Here is an 18625-nt window from a genome sequence, read left to right as displayed (position 1 = left end):
ATTCCCACTGCAACCCTGGAGTCTTCAATGTCTGTCCCCGCTTTCGGTCTTGGTACGTTTCGCTTGCAAGGCCAGGTGGTCATCGATTCGGTAAGCACCGCCCTTGAGCTCGGCTACCGGGTCATCGACACCGCACAGATTTACGAAAACGAAGCCGATGTCGGCGCGGCCATCGCCGCCAGCGGTATTCCTCGCGAAGAACTGTTCATCACCAGCAAGATCTGGGTCGCCAACTTCGCCAAGGATCGCCTGATCGCCAGCCTCCGGGAAAGCCTGGAAAAACTGCAGACCGACTACCTCGACCTGACGCTCATCCACTGGCCATCGCCGGAAAACCAAGTGCCGGTCGAAGAATTCATGGGCGCGCTGCTGGAAGCCAAACGCCTGGGCCTGACCCGACAGATCGGTGTTTCCAATTTCACCATCGACCTGATGAAACAAGCGATTGCTGCGGTCGGCGCCGACAACATCGCGACCAACCAGATCGAGCTGCATCCGTACCTGCAAAATCGCAAAGTGGTCGAGTTCGCCCAGAGTCAGGGCATCCAGATCACTTCGTACATGACCCTGGCTTACGGCGAAGTGCTGAAGGATCCGCTGATCCAGCAGATCGCCCAACGCCTGCACGCCACCCCGGCGCAAGTCAACCTCGCCTGGGCCGTGCAATCGGGTTACGCGGTGATCCCGTCGTCGACCAAACGCGCCAACCTGCAAAGCAACCTCGGTGCCACGGCACTGACGCTGAGCGAAGCCGACATGGCGCAAATCGCCACGCTGGATCGCGGCCATCGTCTGACCAGCCCGAAAGGCATTGCGCCCGTCTGGGATTGAAGGCTCAGGCTCGAAGACGTTGCGCGAGGCTTTGCATGGCCTCGCGCAATTGATTGAGTGCCATGATCACCGCGACGGCTTCGGCCTCGCGGCAAGCCTGTTCAAGGTCTGCGCATGCCGAAACCACGCGCGCGGCACCGACCATCTGCGCACCACCCTTGATGTGATGAGCCAGCTCGCGCAGCCCTCCACGGTCATGCTCATGCCCCAGATTGTCCAGTCGTTGCAGATCGAGATGCAGGCTGTTCAGCACTTCTCCGCGCAGGCGCTCGATCATCGATTGATCATTGCCGGCCATCTGCTCTAGCGTACTCAGGTCGATTTCTGTCAGAGCAATCTGCTCATTCGAGTCGACATCACTCTCGCAGTGGCTCGCGCCATTCAATGCCTGCTGCAGATCATGCAGGCGAATCGGTTTGAACAGACATTCATCCATGCCGGCGTCGAGGCAGCGACGTTTCTCCTCGATCTGCGCATTGGCGGTAAACCCGAGGATCAGGCAGGGTGGCCGGCCGCTCGCGACCTCTTCATCACGGATGGTCCGTGCCAGTTCATAGCCATTGCGTCGCGGCATGTTGCAGTCGGTGATCACCACATCGAACAGCTGCGCACGCCAACGCTCCAGCCCTGAATGGCCGTCCTCGGTGTCGACCGTACGATGCCCGAGTTCACTCAACTGCCAGCACAGCAACAAACGGTTGACCGGATGATCGTCCACCACCAGAACGCTCAGTGAGCACGCAGTCGCACCGGGTGTTTCAGCGGTGGGAGGCTTTTGTGCGAGTGCGTCCAACAGAGGCAACTCAAGACTGACTGTAACTTGCGTCCCGCGGCCAGGCTCACTGTCGAGGCGCAATGCGCCGCCCATCATTTCGCACAGACTGCGACTGATCACCAGGCCCAGTCCGGAACCGCTGCGCACCGATTGCGCGTGATTGCTCGCCTGCACGAACGGACTGAACAGCCGTTGCCGATCCTGCGCACTGATGCCGATTCCGCTGTCTTCGATAACCACTTTCACGGCCAGTCGCTCGGCCGACAATGGCGTCACACCAAGGCGCAGACTCACTTCGCCGTTTTCGGTGAACTTGATCGCGTTGCTCAGCAGATTCGACAGCACCTGCTTGAAGCGCGTCGGGTCAATCAACACATCGACGTCGCTGTACGCATCGAGTTCGATGTGCCACAGCAAGCGTTTCTGCCGCGCCAGCCCCTCGAACACCCGGCAGACCGATACCACCAGTTCACGCAGGTTCGCCCGTTCCGGGGCGAGGGACAAATGCCCGGTTTCAATACGCGCGATGTCGAGAATGTCGCCGATCAGGGCGAGCAGTTGTTGCCCGGCGTTGGACGCGACCTGAATCGCCAGGCGATCAGTCACCCCCTCTTCTGCTCGTTTCAGGGCCAGCTCGAGCATGCCGATCAGCGCGTTCATCGGTGTGCGGATTTCATGGCTCATGGTTGCCAGAAACGTGGTCTTGGCGCGATTGGCGTCGTCAGCCGCCTCTTTGGCCTGCTGCAATTGCTGCAACCATTGCTGCCGCTGGCGGATCTGCCGACGCTGAAAACCGATCCACCCCAGCGCCAGCACCAGCAAGCCCGCCGCACCGGCGAAGCCAAAGAAAATCTCGCGACGATGACGTAGCCAGTAGCTGTCCTCCACCACCACATCATGGCTCCAGCGCTCAACCAGTTCGTCCATCTGTTGCGGGGCAATGCTCAGCAGTGCCTTGTTCAGGATCGAATGCAGCATGAGCGCCTGCGGCGCTGTGGCCAGCGCGATACGGGCCGGTTGATCGCCGACCGTGCTGGCGATGCGCAAACGCTCGCGGTAATGCCGGGCGAGCAGGTAACGGGCCACCACCAACGAACTCACAACGGCATCAGCCTGCCCCATGGCGACCAACTCCATACCTTCGGCGGGGCTCTTGACTTCGATGAAGCGCAATCGAGGTACGCGCTCCTGCAGATAACCACGCAACGGATGGCCGCGATAAATCGCCAGGCGTCTACCCTCCAGATCATCCAGATTGCGCGGACTCTGCGCCGTTAATGCACTGACCAGCACAAACGGATTGTTCAGGTAGGCCCGGGTGAATTGCAGTTCGGTTTCACGTTCGCTGCTGGGCGTCACCACCGGCAGCACGTCCAGTTCACCCGCCTTCAGTTGCTCGATCTGACGATCCAGCGAATCCCCGCGCACGATCTCGAAATTCAACCCGCTGCGTTGGCTGATCAAGTTCAGCAGTTGCGCCGAAAGCCCGCTGAAGCGGCCATCGGCATCAAAAAAAGTCAGTGGCGCGAAATCTCCAATGCCGCCGACCCGCACCACAGGATGTTGATCCAGCCATTGCAACTCGGCGGCACTGAGTTGCACCCGGGACTGTTCGGCCATATCGGCAACACCGGCACTCCAGCGCTGCTCGATACGTTGTCGACGCTCCATGGGAATGGCCAGCAACGCCTTGTCGATGACGCGTTTGAGGCGCACATCGCTGCGCAACAACGCAAAGCCGAACGGATTGGCATCCAGCCCTGACGGCCCGGCCAATTGCAGGTCGTTGCGATAATTGGTGTTGATCAAGTAATTGGCACTGATGAAGTCGCCCAGATAAACATCATCAGTGCCGAACGCCACTGCGCCGAGCGCATCCATCGCCGAAGAGTACCGTTGCACGCTCGCCTCGGGGTAGAACGCCTGCACACTCGCCAGCGGCAGATAGTCTTCGACCATGGCGACGCGCTTGCCTGCCAGGTCCACCGGCAAGGCTTCGTCGAGGCGGCTCACCAGCATCGGCTGATCCTCGGCATAGGCACGGGACAGAATGAATGCCGGGTCGGCCGACTCAAAACTGTTGGACGTGCCCAGCAGATCCAACTCGCCGCGTTTCAGCGCAGCCATCAATGCATCCCGGTCGGCAAAGCGCCGGACTTCGATCCGGAGACCGAGCAACTGGGCAAGCAGATCAGCGTAGTCGGCCGTGAGCCCCTCCAGTTCATGCTGATTGCGGGTGATTTCGAACGGTGGGTAATCCGGCCCGGAAATGCCCATGCGCAACACTGCGTGTTGACGCAACCATTGGCGGTCCGGTTCGTCCAGGCGAACCTGAATATCCTCCGGCCCGGCGCGGGTCAGCACTTCCAGCACTTGCGACGCATCCGTTGCCCCGCAGGTGGCCACAAGGCTCAGCCACATCCAGCACACCCGCCCTGCGAGGCTCATGTTTGCTCGCTCAGATCAAATGATTGCGCTTGGCGAAATCGCGCAAGTGCACTGCTGAACAGACCCCTAGTTTCTTCATCAAACGGGTTTTGTAGGTACTGATGGTCTTGTGGCTAAGGTGCATGTCCTCGGCAATCGCCTTGTTGGCCTTGCCCTGCCCCAGTTGTACGAAAATGCTCAGCTCGCGATCAGAGAGTTGATCGATCATCTGTTTTTCCGTGGACTGCACTGCGTTCAACACGCTGACGTTATCCGGCAGCGCGCAAAAATAGGTGTAACCCGACATCACCGCTTGAATGGCTTTATGCAGTTGTTGCAACTGATTGGTTTTGGTCACGTAGCCCATTGCCCCGGCGCGTAAACAGCGCTCCTGGTAAAACAATGGGTCATGGGAACTGAACACCAGGACCCGGCAATCAAGGTCGTTGGCCCTAATCCGCACCAGCACATCCAGCCCATCAGGTGCCGGCAAATGCAGGTCGAGTATCACCAGACGGGGTTTATGCTCGCGGATCAACGCCAGCACCTCATTACCATTGGAGGCTTCGTAGATTTCCTTGAACCCTTCGGCTTGCAGCACGATGCGGATGGCGGCGCGCACCACTGGATGATCGTCGACGATCAGCGCTGACTTCATGAGCACTCCCGGTGCAACAGTTAACGATGACCGCCGGTATGGGTTGATCCAGACTCAGTGGCTGCGCAGAGACTGTTACACGGAACGGCAAATGAAGCACCTGTCAGGTCTGACAGTTGCGATAAACGTTTTTCTATGCGTAAGCCCGGCGCTGCGCGGGCCGTTGCTGCTGCAACTGGGGAACGTCGACGATCGACATCAAGTGCCTGATCGCCTGCGTATTGGGCAACTCCGCATGATTGATCTGCACGTTTTCCTGCGCGAAGCCTGAAACCACTTGCAGCGGCGCCGAGGGTTCGTTGTAGATCAACGCATGACGCACCTGTGGGTTATCGAGAAGAAAACCCAACAAATCCAGCGTGCCTGCTGCCAGTTCGGCGTTGATGATCACGACATCGAACGGTTCACACCCATAGTCCACCAGCGTCAGCAGCTCGGCGAGGCTCTGCACCGGCGCCACGCGAAAGTAGTCGAGGCCGTTTAGCAGACGCTCGATTTTCAGCCGGTGGAAATGCTGTGGGTCGGCGATCAGGATACGCAGGGCTTTATTGATCATGCTCGATCTCCTGGTGGTTACGATTTCGAGAAGCGGCAAGACTACGCAAGCTTCGTAACGGACTCTGTAGGACTATTCCTAAAAAAACGCTCATTGATCCGAGGCCTCACGATCATTGCGCCGATGCAGCCAGGCGAGAAAATCGTCCCCGGCCATCGGTCGCGCGTACCAGTACCCCTGCCCCTGCGTACAGCCCAACCCCAGCAATTGAAGGCGCTGTGCATCGGTTTCAATTCCTTCGATCACCACGGCCATGCCGAGGGTTTCGCCGAGCGCCAGGGTGCTGCTGATTGCCGCACGGCAGCGCGGTTCGTGCTCAAGGTTGCGCACGAAATCGGCATCGAGTTTGATTTCGTTGAACGGCAGTTGACACAAGCGTTGCAACGAGGAAAAACCGGCACCGAAATCATCAATGGACAAGCGGCAGCCCATCATGCGCAAGCGCACCAGACTTTCCAGGCTGGTAGCCGGCGCTTCCAACAGGCCGCTTTCAGTCAGTTCGAAGGTCAGACTTGAACCGGGTGCCGCATGACTGACCAGAATGTGCCTGATGGCAGCCGTCAGATCACTGTTGGCGAGTTGAGAAGCCTGCAAATTGAACGCGATGTTCAACACAAAGCCTTGCGCCCTGGCACTGGTCTGCAAAGTCAACGCTTCATCTATTTGGCAAAACAGCAACTCGTCGAGCAAGCCGCATCGCTCCAGCACAGGCATGAACACCGCAGGCGGAATGATCCCCCTCGTCGGGTGCTGCCAGCGGCACAGGACTTCGACACCACAGACCTCGCCGGTCTGCAGATTGAATTTGGGTTGATACCAGGCCTTTAACTGCCGCTGCGCCAGTGCCTCGCGCACCGCGTCTTCGCTGGCCAGTGGGCTTGCGCTGATCGGTGGCTGCTGGCTGACCGGTTTGGCAAGGGCCTTTTTCAACAAATCATGCAACACCTGCGCATCCAGCGGTTTACCCACATCGCCCAACAACTCCAGTCCGAGCAGCGTCACCATTTGATGCACCGCCCGACACAGATCCGCCGACAACGAGCTGCTGATGATGACCGACTTGACCTGCCCCGACGCACCCACCCGCTGCAAAAACTCCAGACCGTCCATGCCCTCCATTTGCAAGTCGCACAGGGCAATATCCACCTGCCCGACTGCTTCCAGCACCGCCAGTGCCTGGGCGCCGTCACTGGCCTCGAACACCTCTTGGCAGCCCAACGCCTGGAGCATGCTCACCGCGACGGAACGCTGGAAAGTATGATCTTCTAGAACCAGGACACGGAGCGGCAAAGTAGGCATGGCGATCGACTCATCTCTTGAGGGGCAAGACAATTTTCAAAAATCAGAGGACTAAACACTCTAGGAAAGATCCAAAAATGTGTAGGAGTTTTCCTAAGCATTAAGAGACACCAGCACGGCGTCCAGGGACTGCCGGTCGGGCGTTCGAATCAGGTTCAATTGACGTTGCTGGCTGGCATAAATCGTCTCCGCCTTCGGCTGCCCTCGACGTGCGTCGTGGATCACACCGTGGCGGATCTGCGGGTTGCTGAGGAAAAATCGCACCGGATCAATCCCGCTAGCCGCCAACAGTTCGCCGTTGATGATCATCAGTTCAAAGCCTTCGAAAGGATCGTGCGAGTAATGAGTCAGGCCAAGCAGCTCCCGAAAGGACTGCGCGGTTGTGAGCCTGCGGCAACCCAGTTCCTTGAGAGACTTCTCGATTCTGACACGCAGATAAGGCTGGTCTTCGGCGATCAGGATTCGCCAGCATTTGTAAGGCATGAGATTTCAACAATGGCGTGAAGATCAGAGCATGAGGCTCGGGTCAGGTCACGCTAACCAAAAGGCTCGACGATCTATGTAAGAAAGTTCTGAAAAGCGATCCGAATACTTCCGGAATCCCGCAACAAAGCCGCGTCGGGACTACCCGACGCGGCCTTTTTTCTTACCAAAGATAGCGATAACCCAGGCTCACACCGAATGGCTGCTCGATACCGTTGCCCTTGGCGTACTCGGCATCCAGGGAAATCTTGCTTTTCTCCGTGACTTGCAACACGCCACCGAATCCGACTTCCACACGGCTACCTGGCAATTCGGCATCAAATTTATTGCCGTTGACGGTGACCTTGCCGCTACCCGCGTGCTCGGTAATGTAGGACGCTTTGACGTATGGCTGAGCTTTCATACCGTTACTCAGTTCCAGACTGCGACCAAAGAGCGAACCGACGCGACTTTGCAACGAGTCCAGATTATCGGTCTTGACCCGCAGACCGTTGCTGGCGGTATAGCTCGCCCCCTGGGTCTGGGTGGCCGCGAGTTCGACCTGCGGCTCAACGAACCAGCCATCTTTGAGCGCGATGCGTTTACCGATCTCGATGTTTGCACCGACACCGTTGGTGCTGTAGGAACCTTTTACCGACTCGCCCAGATTGCTCGGGGTTTTGATGTCGTTATCGAAGCGGCTGTACTTCAACACGCTGTCGACATAGACGCCGTTATCGTTCAGGTAGGTGGCATAGATGCCGAACATGCGGCTGTCGATTTCACCCGAGGCGCCTTCGCCGAAGTCCAGATCCGAACGAGCCGTGCCGACCATTGCACCGACATAGACTTTGCCACTCTCGACAGCAAACGCTTTGTCGGCACCGATTTCCAGACCACTGACGTCCTGGGTGTAAGCACGGCTGGAGTGTTCGCTGACATCGAAGCGCTTACCGATAGCACGCGTCCAGATACCACCATCGTCCTGCCCCATGCGCAATTCGCCCAGACGTTTGAGCAGCGCATTCATTTGCGCACTCCACAGACTGGCGCCTGCCGTGTGCGCGGCGATGGCGGCGTTAGTGCCCTTGGAGAGGTTTTCGGGTCGTGGGTTGACCGGAGTCGGTGGCGTCACCGGATCCAGCGGTTTTGCTGGATCGACAGGCGTCACCGGATCCACAGGCTTTTCGGGATCGACAGGCGTTACAGGATCCACAGGAAGGCTGCCGCCACTGGCCAGCACCCAGTCATCACCCTGTTGCTGCAAGGTGTAGCGGAACGCGCCGGCATCGACATGACCACCGTGGAGTCCAAACTTCGCACTGCCGCCATTGGTGTCCACTAACACCAGACGTCCATCCATAGATGTCGGTTCGCGGCCCGAGTCCCCTACGATCAGCGTGTGATCGCCACTGGCCATTCCCGCGCCCTGCACCACCAGCAAGTCGTCATGCTGACTGGCAATATCGGTGTTCATCAAGATGCTGCCGCTGCCGGACAAAGCGTTGACCGTGAACGTCTTGAAGCTGCCATCAGCGCTCGGAACGAAGGCCAGGCTGCCGCCATTGAGGGTCAGGGAATCAACGGTTTTTACACCGTCCTCCATGATATTGACGGTGCCCCCCGCCTCCGCTACCAACCCATTGGCCTGTGCGCCCTGGTACAGGTTGATCCGCCCGCCATTGCTCACGGTGCTGTTGTTGGCCGTGGCGGTGTCATAGACACTCTGTAAGCCACCGTCGATGCGTGTATTGGTTGCCACCACGCCGCCGAGCATGCCCCTTTGCAGGCTCTGCTCTGCGCCGCTGTTGACCTGGGTGTCGTTCGCAACACCCTTATTGGTCACTACCTGCAGGCCGCCGTTGTTGATGACCGTGTCAGCAGCAGTGCCCATGAGCGTGACGGTCTGCACGCCATTCTGATTGATCACTGTACGGTTGGCCCGCCCTGTCGGGTTTTGCACCGTCTGCGCGCCACCGTTCAGAATTGTGTCGTTGGCCACACTGGCGATGCCCACCTTCTGTGAGCCGCCGGCATTGACGATGCTGCGGTTGGCGATACCACTCTGAACATCCTGGACTCCGTTGACAGTAGCGTCATTCGACACACCGTTCTGAAAAACCGTCTGCGTCCCGGTGACTTCGATCAACGTGTTGTTTGCCGTACCGTTGGTGCCGATATTCTGCGTGCCACCGACCACGGTTTCACCATCGACTACAGCACCACTGTTAACGGATGAAGTGAACGCATTCGCGTGTGCCGGCAGCAACAGGAAGATGGCCAGGGCAAGGGGCGAAAGCGTCAGTGCTGGATTCTGTTTGGAGTTGATCGTCTTCATGTTCAGTACCTCATTCGTACTGCCGAGTCGGCAGTGGAAATGCCAATGGCATAGGGGCTGAGCAACGACTGACGGAAGGCCGGCGGCTCAGTTGAGGTCTGTAATTTAGAGATCGAAGAGAACTTTCTGAGTAGGAAATTTCCCTACGTTTGTAGGAAATTTCCGAAGCGCATGAGCGGTATTAAAAGCATTCGTCTAGCGAAAATGCACCGTTTGCAGCAAACCCGCGCTCCTCAAAGGAGAGCGGGTAACAGGCTTCATTGACGCGATCAGTGGCGAGCGCCGACCACCTCGGCCCCATTCGACAGGATCACTTCGACCCGCCGATTTTGCTGGCGGCCTGCCGCGCTACCGTTATCGGCCACCGAGAATTCCTCGCCGAATCCCTGGGTCACGATACGCCGACGATCCACTCCCAATTGCGACAGCGCACTGGCGACAGAGTCCGCGCGGCGCTCGGACAACACCTGATTGGCGGCTTCGTTACCGACGTTGTCGGTGAAGCCTTCCACCCGCACCTTGCGCTCCGGGTTGCTGGCCAGAAAATCGGCCAGTTGCTGAAACTGACGCTGACTGCCGTATTTCAAATCAGCCTTGCCGGTATCGAACAGCACGTCACCGAAGGTCACTACCTCACCCCGATCAGTCTTTTTGGCTTTCAGTGCTTGCAGGGCCTTGAGCTGCTGGGTACGGACATCAAGCTGCACCTGAGTGCGTTCGGCGTCGATTTTCTTCAGGTCGGCTTCTGCCTGGCGACCGACAATGGTCTGCTCGGCCAGAGCAATTTTCTGGCTGGCCAGATAGGCCAACTGATCAACGTCCGGCGCCTGACGATCCTTGAGGGAAGCCTGATCGGCCTTGTTCAGCGCAGTGAACGCGTCCTTGGTTTCAATCGCCGCGAGGGTGTTTGACTCGGCTTTTTGTTGCAGCGCGACAAATTGCGCACGGGCTTGCAGCAATTGCGGGTTTTCCGGCGGTGTGGCGCAACCGCCGAGCATCAGGGCAAACAGGGAAACGGCTGGCAGTAATTTGAAAGTCTGCATGGGGTTTTCCTTATTGAGCGCTGACAGGCGGATTGAAGCCGGTGACCGGGTCTTGCAGCATTTCCTGCTTGAGCACCTGGATGCCGCTGCGGGCGTCTGACAATTGCTTCTGCCACTTCACAGCCCGCGACTTGCGTTCGGCCAGGTTGGCATCAGCTTCGATCTGCTCAGCCAGCACTTTGGCTTGCGGGTAATTTTTTTCGCCCAAGGCGCGCTCCATCAGGAACATCTTGTCCTGCGCTGCCTTCATTTCCAGCGGGGCATATTGGGTCGCATCTGCCGAAACGGCACGATTGACCGCATCTTTGGACAGCGAAATCTGTTGCTCCGGAATCGGTGCACTGGCACAGGCACTCAAAGCTGCCGCGACAACCAGCACGCTGACCGAAAGTCGCGCACGGGAAGACAGATGTTGAAAGTTCATCAACTGCTCCAAACAATAAAAAGTGGGATGACACGCAGCGTGAAGGGGGTCGGCGTTACCGAGAATCAGTGACCCTGCTCGTTGCGTGCGGCGCTTCGATAGGGGCCGTCAGCGTTGCGCTGACAGTCCATATCGATCGCCCGTTGTCTGAATCAGCCTTCGGCTGACACCACGGCACGTTAGCGAGAGAGGGGCATTGGCGAATGTAGGAAAATTCGCAAATATCGACGTTCAAATCGTAAAAAATCCATCGAACCGCGATCAGTTCGCCAAGTAGGTTTCCAATTGCGCGGCGAGGTGTTCCATGGCCTGTTGCAGGGCGTCCACCGCCTCGATCAACACCGCCGAATCCAGACCTTCACTGGCGGCTTCCAAGGCCTCACAGGCCTCGATCAGTGACTGCACCTTGATAATCCGTGCGCCACCTTTGACCCGGTGTGCAAGATCCGCCAATCCTGGCAAATCATGCTGCGTAAACAGACGCATGAGTTTGGCCATGTCGTCGTCATTACTGGTGGCCAGATCCGTCAGCAGGCTCTTGATTGACGCCCGGTCTCCGCGGGTCAGTTGCTCAAGACTGCTCAGGTCAAAATCAGCGCCGCCGTCCGCCACGCCGCTATCCTCACCTTCGGTTGCAGGCCGGGCGTGAGGCGTGACAGAGGCCAGACGCGCATTCAGATCCTTGAGGCTGATGGGCTTGAACAGGCAATCGTCCATGCCCGCTTCCGCGCAACGCACCTTTTCTTCAGCCAGTGCATTGGCGGTGAAACCCAGTACCAGGCTGCGCGGTAACGCTCGTGCCCCCTCTTCGTCGCGTATCGCCCGCGCCAACTCGTAGCCGTTCATGATCGGCATGTTGCAATCGGTGATGACTACATCGAAAGTCTCGTTGCGCCAGGCCCGCAAACCATGGGCGCCATCTTCAGCGTCCGTGACCCGGTGCCCCAGATAAGTCAGCTGTTGAGACAACAACAAACGGTTGGCCGGATAGTCGTCGATCACCAGGATATTCAGCGCCCGACTGACCGTTACCGGTTCAATCTCGGCCGCCACCACGCGTGCCTGTGGCTGGAGGGTAGGTAAACTGAGGCGCACCTCAATCTGCGTGCCCTGCCCCAGCACGCTGTCCATCGTCAGCGTGCCACCCATCATTTCGCACAAGGTGCGGCTGATCACCAGACCCAGCCCGGAACCGCCCTGCGCAGACTGGCCATGGTTGCCGGCCTGCGTGAACGGCGTGAACAGCCGTTGCTGATCTTCGACGGATATCCCGCGGCCACTGTCTTCGACCCGCAGGCATAGCGCCAACCGATCCTGGTCAGCGGCACGTTCTACCCGCATGCGCAGAACGACGTGGCCCACCTCGGTGAACTTGATCGCATTGCTCAACAGGTTCGACAGCACTTGCTTGAAGCGCAGCGGATCGATCAATACGTCTACGTTGGCCAGCGCATCCAGATCCAGTTGCAGGCGCAGTTGTTTCTGTCGCGCCAAGCCTTCGAATATCCGCACCACCGACTCGATCAGCTCACGCAGATTGGCCCGCTCCGGTGCCAGCGACAAACGGCCGGATTCGATCCGTGCGATGTCGAGAATGTCGCCGATAAGATCGAGCAAGCCCCGCGCCGCGCCCGAGGCCACCTCGATGGCGAAACGATCCATGACGCCCTGATCGGCTTTTTTCATGGCCAGTTCAAGCATCCCGATCACGGCATTCATCGGCGTGCGGATCTCGTGACTCATGGTCGCCAGGAACGTGGTCTTGGCGCGGTTGGCATCATCGGCGCCATCTTTGGCGATGCGCAGTTCGTGCAACAGTTGCTGGCGTTCGCTGACGTCGATCCAGCCGGAAATCATGCCGCTGACTTCGCCATCACTGCCACGGTAAGGCAGCATCCAGTGATAAATAGTCAGGACACGACCGTCTGCCAAACTGAGCCTGCGATCCTCAATTCGGGGCACGCCTTCATCCATGACTTGCCGGTAATCGTTGGCAAAGCCCTGCGCTTCGACAGTGTCACTCAGCACACCGTCAGTCACGGTTTTGCCGATCACTGCTTCGCGCTCAACGCCAAATACTTGCAGGTAACCGCTGTTACAAGTCACCAGCCGTCCTTCGCGGTCGCGGACATAAATCGGGTGCGGCGTGCCGTCGATCAACACGCGCATGAACTCCATCTGGTCGTTGAGGGCGATTTCAGCCTGACGCCGCTTGCGCATCAGCATGCGCAGGTAAGCAATCCAGCCGAACGCTACCAGCAGCAAGACACCGGCAATGACGAACCCTTGAATGATCGTGCTGCGGTGGCGCAACCAATAGCTGTCGTCGACCACAACTTCGGTACGCCAGCGGTTGGTCAGTTCATCCATTTCTTCAGGGGAGATGCTCAACAGCGCCTTGTCGAGAATCGAGTACAACTCCAGCGCACCACGATTGGTGGCCAGCGCGATGCGCGCCTGCTGAGTCCCCACGGTGCTGGTGACTTGCAACCGACCGCGATACTGGCGGGAGATCAAGTAGCGGGCATTGATCAAAGAGTTGATCGCGCCGTCGACTTCGCCCTGCGCGACCATGTTCATCGCGTCGGCAGCATTTTGCGCCGTCACCAGGTGCACCTGAGGGAACTGCTCCACAAGGTATTCGCGCAACACGTTGCCGCGAATCAACGCCAAACGCTTGCCGGCCATTTGATCCAGGGTCTGGGGATTGGCATCGCCGCTGGCCGTGACCAATACAAACGGGTTGGTCAGGTAAGGCCGGGTGAAACGCAAAGCGCCTTCACGCTCGGTACTGGGGGTAAACGCGGCGAGCATGTCAGCCTCGCCGCTGGTCACCCGATCAATAAGGTCACTGACCGACTCGGCCCGTTGTACGTCGAACTTCAGGCCAGTGCGCAGACTGACCTTGGCCAGGACATCGGCACTGATGCCTCGAAAATTGCCTTCACTGTCGAAGAACGTCAGCGGTAGAAAATTCTCGTTGATCGCCACTCTTATCCGGGGATGACGCTCCAGCCAGCGTTGCTCGCTGACGCTGAAATGCAGAATCTGTCGCCCGGGCATGGTCGCGCCCCCGGCGCTCCAGCGGCGCAAAATGCTCATGCGTTCACTGGTGGGAATCGTGTCCAGCGCCGTATTGAGGATACGCAACAGTCGGTCATTGCCACGACTCACGGCAAAGCCGAATGGCTGCACTTCCATCCGCGAGAAATCACTGAGCTGCACGTTATTGAGGTAATTTTTGCTGATCAGGTAGTTGGAACTGATCGAGTCGCCCAGGTACACGTCCGCCTGGCTGAACGCCACCGCACCGATAGCGCTCAACGTCGAGGGATACAACTGGATGATGGCCTTGGGATAGAACGCCTTCACCACTTCTGGTGGCAAATAGTGATAAAGCATCGCCACGCGCTTGCCTGCCAGATCAACCGGCAGGTTCTGGTTGTCGCCGATGCGGGTCAGCAACGTCGGCTGATCGTCGGCGTACGAATGGGAAATCGCCAGGTCGGGATCCACCGCCTCGTAGCCATTAGCGGTGCCAAGCAAATCAATCTCACCGCTTTTGAGCGCAGCCAGCACCTCGGTACGCGATTCAAAACGACGCACCTCGACCTTGATATGCAGCAACTGAGCGATCAACTGCGCATAGTCGGCCGTCAGACCTTCGTAGTCATTGTCATTGCTGGTAATGCCAAACGGTGCGTAATCGGGAGCCGAAGTGCCCAGCAACAATGCTTTGCGATGCCGCAACCAGCTCCAGTCCGCCTCATCGAGTGAAACCGAATACTCATCGACCGTCGAACGCCCAAGCAACTGCAATGTTTCAGGCGCAGCAGCAAAGGTATTGCCGGCAACCAGCAAGCCAGACAACAGGAGGCCGACGAAGCACTTTTTGAAGGAAGTATTCATCTAGACAAGGTTATTGCGCTTGGCAAAATCGGCGAGATACACCACCGATTTGACCTTGAGCTTCTCGATCAGGCGTGTCTTGTAGGTGCTGACGGTTTTGTTGCTCAGCAACATCGCCTCACCGATTTCCTTGTTGCTCAGACCATTGGATAACTGTTGCAGGATCGCCAGCTCACGATCGGACAGGCTCTGGATGAGCTCCAGATCGGTGGCATCGACATCGCTGCGCCGCACCGAACTGGTGGCCAGATTGGGAAAGAAGGTGTAGCCGTCCATCACGGCCTTGATGGCTTTGATCAGCTCATCGAGGTCGTTGGTCTTGGAGATATAGCCAGCGGCTCCGGCCTTCATGCAGCGCATGGAATAGAACAGCGCCGACTGCGAGGTCAGTACCAGAATCTTGCTCGACAGCCCCAGTGCACTGATGCGCGAAATCACTTCCAGCCCATCGAGCTTGGGCATGGCGATATCCAGAACAATCAGATCCGGGGCGTACTCACGGGCCAGTTGCACAGCATCGGCGCCGTTGTCTGCCTCCGCCACGACCTCGAACTGTTCCTGCTTGAGCAGCATCTTGACCGAAGAGCGAATGAACGGATGATCGTCCACAACTATCGCTTTAAGCATAAAAACCTCTGAAGAGCACGCCGGCAACCGACATCGTCAAGGCCATGAGTGTGAGTGTTACAGCAAGCCATTCGGTGCGTGCAGCAAAAATACACGAGCGCGAATGAAGTGTAGGAAAATTCTGCAAATACATCGGAGCAAACCGTGAAGTATTCACTGTGCACTCTCCAACGCTTCCAGCCATTGCAGCAAATCGTGCCCAGTCATCGGCCGGGCCAGGTGATACCCCTGACCGATGTCACAACCCAGTTCAAGCAGGCCCTCACGAATCCGCGAACTGCTGACGCCCTCGATCACCAGCCTCATGTCCAGCGACTGCGCCAGCCCCTGTGTGCAGGTCACCATGGCGCGATTGCGTTGACGATCCAGGCGCTGGACGAAGCGTCCATCGAGCTTGATCTGATTGAACGGTAGCTGGCAAAGCAGTTTGAGCGAAGAGAAGCCCACGCCGAAGTCATCGACTGACAGACCGCAGCCCAACAGTCTCAATCGCAGGAGGTTTTCATGGATGCCGGGGGCGCTGTCGAGCAAGCCGTTTTCCGCCAGTTCGAACATCAGCGTCGAGCCCTTGAAGGCATGTCGCTCGAGTGCCCGTTTGATGTGCTCGATCAGGTCACCGCTTGCTAGTTGTGAGGCATGCAGGTTGAACGCCAGTGTCAGGTTGACGCCTTGTCGACGCAAGATGCCCATCAGACTCAAGCCCTGCTCCAGCAGGTGTTTGAACATTTGATCAATCAAGTCATACGCCAGCACCGCCGCCAGGAATTCACTGGGCAATAACACACCCCGTGCCGGATGCTGCCATCGCGCAAGCGCCTCGAACCCGACGGCTGTACCGGTCTGGAGTTCTATCTGCGGCTGAAACCAGGCACGAAATTCCCCCAACGCAAGCCCGCGGCGCACCTCTTCTTCGGTGGGCAGTTCTTTGCGCAGCACGCTCGGCACCGGCACTGCCCGAGCGAGACTGAAGCGGTGCAACAGACGATGCAGTGAGCGCAGTTGAATGGGTCGCCGGAGTATGCCGAGCAGTTGCAGCCCTGCCAGCGATGGCATTTGCCCCAGCGCACGATGCAACTCTGGTTGCAATTCACTGCACAGCACCACCGCACGCACCATGCCGCTTTGACTGGCGCACCGCAGAAACTCCAGGCAATCGAGCCCGCGATCGGTCAGGTCGCACAGCACGATGTCGACGCCGCCATACAGGTGCATCTGCACCATCGCGTGTTCGCCATCCGTGGCTTGTACCACGTCGTGTACGCCCAGGCGCTGCAACATCTTCACCAGCACGCTGCGCGCAAAACCTTGATTTTCCAACACCAGAATACGTGGGGAGGCCATCGTCAATTCATCGCTTAATCGACCTGAGAGCAGGCATATTGGCGACAGCCGAGAGCACGTTGCGAAGGACTTATCCGACAGTCATGTAGGAAATTTCCCAGAGATAGCGCCTGCAAAAAAATGGCGGCGTTGGCGCCGGCCGCCTGCCTCAGTAATAGATGATCTGCACCACCATGATCGCTTCGAAAGGCCCGACCTTCGGATCGCCCAGCGATACGACCGAAGCACTGAACGGGAGGTCGATATGAGTCACGTCCGGCGGAAAGTTGACCAGCGGAAAAGGTTCGTTGATCGGCACCAATTGATTGCGTGAGTCCCGCACCTGAATGCCGAACTGGCTATCACTGGCCGGCACAATCGTGTAATCACCCTGCTGCTGAGTCGTGACCAATGTGGCGCCCAGGTTGATCGCCGTGCTGCATCTTTTCTCCAGCGCCAGGCTGAACGGCCGAGTCGGATTGGGCGGAGAGAGGCCGGTGGCGGTTTTCTGGATGATCCCGAAATCGACGATTCCAGGCTCCGGAGTTACCGTTACATCAACACTGCAAGCCGTCCCGACAATATTTTGCAGGCCGCTGAGTTGAAAGCGGAAATTGCCGAATGGGTTGCCCGGCCCGCCATTGAGTCCATACAACCCGTCGAACTGGAATACGTCGTACGTATCTTGTGAGGGCCGCTGCAGCGGTAACAGCCCGCGTTTGCGGATCACCACCTGAAACGCGATGCTCGGACTGACCAACGAACACGGCAGCATCTCCGCATCATTGGTGGCAGACGGGCAGCCCCGTGAAACAAAACCGGTATTCACCCCTTGGGTGGGGTTGGCGCTCCAGTCACCGTCCCAGGCTGTCACCCCCTTGTACACCAGACCAAATTCGATACCCCAGGGCGTCGCGTTCAATCCGGCCGGGTTGCCGTAGAAATAAATCGGGTCGTCTTCGGCAAAATGGATGTCGTGAACCTTAAAGCACTTGGCGGGCACCACATGCGTTTTCGAGCGCCAGATGATCGTGCCGTCCGGCACTGTATCGGGCACCGACACCGGGCCGATGTATTCGCTCAGGTAGGAACCGTCATTCAACGATTTACACAACATCGCCCAGGACGCCTGAGAAAACATCAGCAACAGCATCGCCAGACAAAGCCTGAGCTGCGTGCGCTTCATGGTTTGACGCCCGTGCAGACGTTTGCCACGCAATTGAACAGCGTATCGGTCTGCCCACCGAAGTCGTTCATGTTCGATACCCGCAGCGAGGTAAGCGCGGTGCTGGTCAATGGAAAACGTGCGTTGGCGTAGGGCGCGATCATGATGGTGTCGATCGGCATCCGAGTCTTTTGCTCACCGGCCAGCAACCCGACAACGGTGATGTGGAACGGCGTCGGGTTGTCCACCAAAAGCTGTTTGCTGCCCGGATCGATTTTCAGCTTCAGGCCCAATGCCAGATCGTCGCCACGTTCGCGTTTGACCGAGGCCGGGCGATAGAACAGCTTGATTTTCGACTGCAAGGCGATCTGCATCGAATTGACGGCCTGGGTCTTGGGTGGAATCTCGCGCACGTTAAGGTAAAACACCGACTCGCGATCTTTGGGCAAGGCCAGCTCAGGCAGTTTCACGATGCGCAGCACGCTGCTTTCACTGGGCTCAATGCGCTGCAATGGCGGCAGCACCATGAACGGCGTCGTGACCTTTTGGCCAGCTTCGTTTTCGATCCACGACTGCACGACAAAGGGCAACTGCGCGTTCTTGTTGCTGAGCGTGACGCTTACCGACGGCGCGCTCTCCTCGAAAACGATTCGCGTTCGATCCGGCACCACGGCCGCGTTCGCCAACAACGGCACGCACAGGCCTGCAATGAGGCCCAATCGATTGAACAGGCCACGGGTTGTGGACAATGAAAGAGATTGCATGAAGGTTCTCCGCAAGGATAAGGGCCG

The 18625-nt window shown here is 58.1% G+C and carries 14 protein-coding genes; 1 reads left to right on the top strand and 13 read right to left on the bottom strand.

Annotation, left to right across the window (positions count from 1 at the left end):
* Positions 1–27: 27 nt before the first annotated feature.
* On the top strand, positions 28–831 hold the full coding sequence (gene dkgB / locus ACA043_RS10015) for a 2,5-didehydrogluconate reductase DkgB (protein ID WP_497659099.1): 804 nt from the start codon (positions 28–30) through the stop codon (positions 829–831).
* Positions 832–835: 4 nt separating this feature from the next.
* Here the strand turns inward: dkgB and ACA043_RS10010 are convergent, their stop codons facing one another.
* The 13 genes from ACA043_RS10010 to ACA043_RS09950 all read right to left on the bottom strand — a co-directional run bounded on the left by ACA043_RS10010 (position 836) and on the right by ACA043_RS09950 (position 18598).
* Positions 836–4054: a transporter substrate-binding domain-containing protein gene (locus tag ACA043_RS10010; RefSeq protein ID WP_497659098.1), complete on the bottom strand. Its 3219-nt coding sequence runs from the start codon at positions 4052–4054 to the stop codon at positions 836–838.
* Between the two features lie 10 nt (positions 4055–4064).
* Positions 4065–4691 carry a response regulator gene (locus ACA043_RS10005; RefSeq protein ID WP_401265637.1) on the bottom strand — a complete coding sequence of 209 codons (627 nt, stop codon included), beginning with the start codon at positions 4689–4691 and terminating at the stop codon, positions 4065–4067.
* Between the two features lie 133 nt (positions 4692–4824).
* Positions 4825–5247: an ANTAR domain-containing protein gene (locus ACA043_RS10000; protein ID WP_497659097.1), complete on the bottom strand. Its 423-nt coding sequence runs from the start codon at positions 5245–5247 to the stop codon at positions 4825–4827.
* 90 nt (positions 5248–5337) lie between these two features.
* Positions 5338–6546 (bottom strand): EAL domain-containing response regulator, encoded by a 1209-nt coding sequence (locus ACA043_RS09995; RefSeq protein ID WP_489878712.1) that lies wholly within the window; start codon positions 6544–6546, stop codon positions 5338–5340.
* A 93-nt stretch (positions 6547–6639) separates the two neighbouring features.
* On the bottom strand, positions 6640–7029 hold the full coding sequence (locus ACA043_RS09990) for a hypothetical protein (RefSeq protein ID WP_497659096.1): 390 nt from the start codon (positions 7027–7029) through the stop codon (positions 6640–6642).
* A gap of 163 nt (positions 7030–7192) precedes the next feature.
* A complete protein-coding gene (locus ACA043_RS09985; RefSeq protein WP_497659095.1) occupies positions 7193–9346 on the bottom strand; it encodes an autotransporter outer membrane beta-barrel domain-containing protein in 2154 nt (717 codons plus the stop codon).
* 269 nt (positions 9347–9615) lie between these two features.
* On the bottom strand, positions 9616–10389 hold the full coding sequence (locus tag ACA043_RS09980) for an OmpA family protein (protein ID WP_489878709.1): 774 nt from the start codon (positions 10387–10389) through the stop codon (positions 9616–9618).
* 10 nt (positions 10390–10399) lie between these two features.
* The gene (locus ACA043_RS09975; RefSeq protein ID WP_489878708.1) at positions 10400–10813 is read right to left on the bottom strand and encodes a DUF4398 domain-containing protein; all 414 of its coding nucleotides are present in this window, start codon (positions 10811–10813) and stop codon (positions 10400–10402) included.
* Positions 10814–11074: 261 nt separating this feature from the next.
* Positions 11075–14722: a transporter substrate-binding domain-containing protein gene (locus tag ACA043_RS09970; RefSeq protein ID WP_497659094.1), complete on the bottom strand. Its 3648-nt coding sequence runs from the start codon at positions 14720–14722 to the stop codon at positions 11075–11077.
* Positions 14723–15349: a response regulator gene (locus ACA043_RS09965; RefSeq protein ID WP_489878706.1), complete on the bottom strand. Its 627-nt coding sequence runs from the start codon at positions 15347–15349 to the stop codon at positions 14723–14725. It lies immediately after the preceding gene.
* Between the two features lie 153 nt (positions 15350–15502).
* Positions 15503–16690, bottom strand: a complete 1188-nt coding sequence (locus ACA043_RS09960; protein WP_497659093.1) for an EAL domain-containing response regulator — start codon at positions 16688–16690, stop codon at positions 15503–15505.
* Between the two features lie 148 nt (positions 16691–16838).
* A complete protein-coding gene (locus ACA043_RS09955) occupies positions 16839–17855 on the bottom strand; it encodes a fimbrial protein (RefSeq protein WP_401265614.1) in 1017 nt (338 codons plus the stop codon).
* Positions 17852–18598: a fimbrial biogenesis chaperone gene (locus ACA043_RS09950; RefSeq protein ID WP_497659092.1), complete on the bottom strand. Its 747-nt coding sequence runs from the start codon at positions 18596–18598 to the stop codon at positions 17852–17854. Before ACA043_RS09950 ends, ACA043_RS09955 begins: the two co-directional genes overlap by 4 nt.
* Positions 18599–18625: the final 27 nt, after the last annotated feature.

It is taken from the genome of Pseudomonas sp. LBUM1648 (assembly GCF_059716145.1).
This window is presented reverse-complemented; position numbering and strand designations above follow the sequence as displayed.

Bases quoted from the DNA above. Each gene is read 5' to 3' on its own strand.
- ACA043_RS09960 (WP_497659093.1), bottom strand. From the start codon at position 16,690: ATGGCCTCCCCACGTATTCTGGTGTTGGAAAATCAAGGTTTTGCGCGC.
- ACA043_RS10005 (WP_401265637.1), bottom strand. From the start codon at position 4,691: ATGAAGTCAGCGCTGATCGTCGACGATCATCCAGTGGTGCGCGCCGCC.
- ACA043_RS09955 (WP_401265614.1), bottom strand. From the start codon at position 17,855: ATGAAGCGCACGCAGCTCAGGCTTTGTCTGGCGATGCTGTTGCTGATG.
- ACA043_RS10010 (WP_497659098.1), bottom strand. From the start codon at position 4,054: ATGAGCCTCGCAGGGCGGGTGTGCTGGATGTGGCTGAGCCTTGTGGCC.
- ACA043_RS09995 (WP_489878712.1), bottom strand. From the start codon at position 6,546: ATGCCTACTTTGCCGCTCCGTGTCCTGGTTCTAGAAGATCATACTTTC.
- ACA043_RS09985 (WP_497659095.1), bottom strand. From the start codon at position 9,346: ATGAAGACGATCAACTCCAAACAGAATCCAGCACTGACGCTTTCGCCC.
- ACA043_RS09980 (WP_489878709.1), bottom strand. From the start codon at position 10,389: ATGCAGACTTTCAAATTACTGCCAGCCGTTTCCCTGTTTGCCCTGATG.
- ACA043_RS09965 (WP_489878706.1), bottom strand. From the start codon at position 15,349: ATGCTTAAAGCGATAGTTGTGGACGATCATCCGTTCATTCGCTCTTCG.
- ACA043_RS09970 (WP_497659094.1), bottom strand. From the start codon at position 14,722: ATGAATACTTCCTTCAAAAAGTGCTTCGTCGGCCTCCTGTTGTCTGGC.
- ACA043_RS09950 (WP_497659092.1), bottom strand. From the start codon at position 18,598: ATGCAATCTCTTTCATTGTCCACAACCCGTGGCCTGTTCAATCGATTG.
- ACA043_RS10000 (WP_497659097.1), bottom strand. From the start codon at position 5,247: ATGATCAATAAAGCCCTGCGTATCCTGATCGCCGACCCACAGCATTTC.
- ACA043_RS09990 (WP_497659096.1), bottom strand. From the start codon at position 7,029: ATGCCTTACAAATGCTGGCGAATCCTGATCGCCGAAGACCAGCCTTAT.
- dkgB (WP_497659099.1), top strand. From the start codon at position 28: ATGTCTGTCCCCGCTTTCGGTCTTGGTACGTTTCGCTTGCAAGGCCAG.
- ACA043_RS09975 (WP_489878708.1), bottom strand. From the start codon at position 10,813: ATGAACTTTCAACATCTGTCTTCCCGTGCGCGACTTTCGGTCAGCGTG.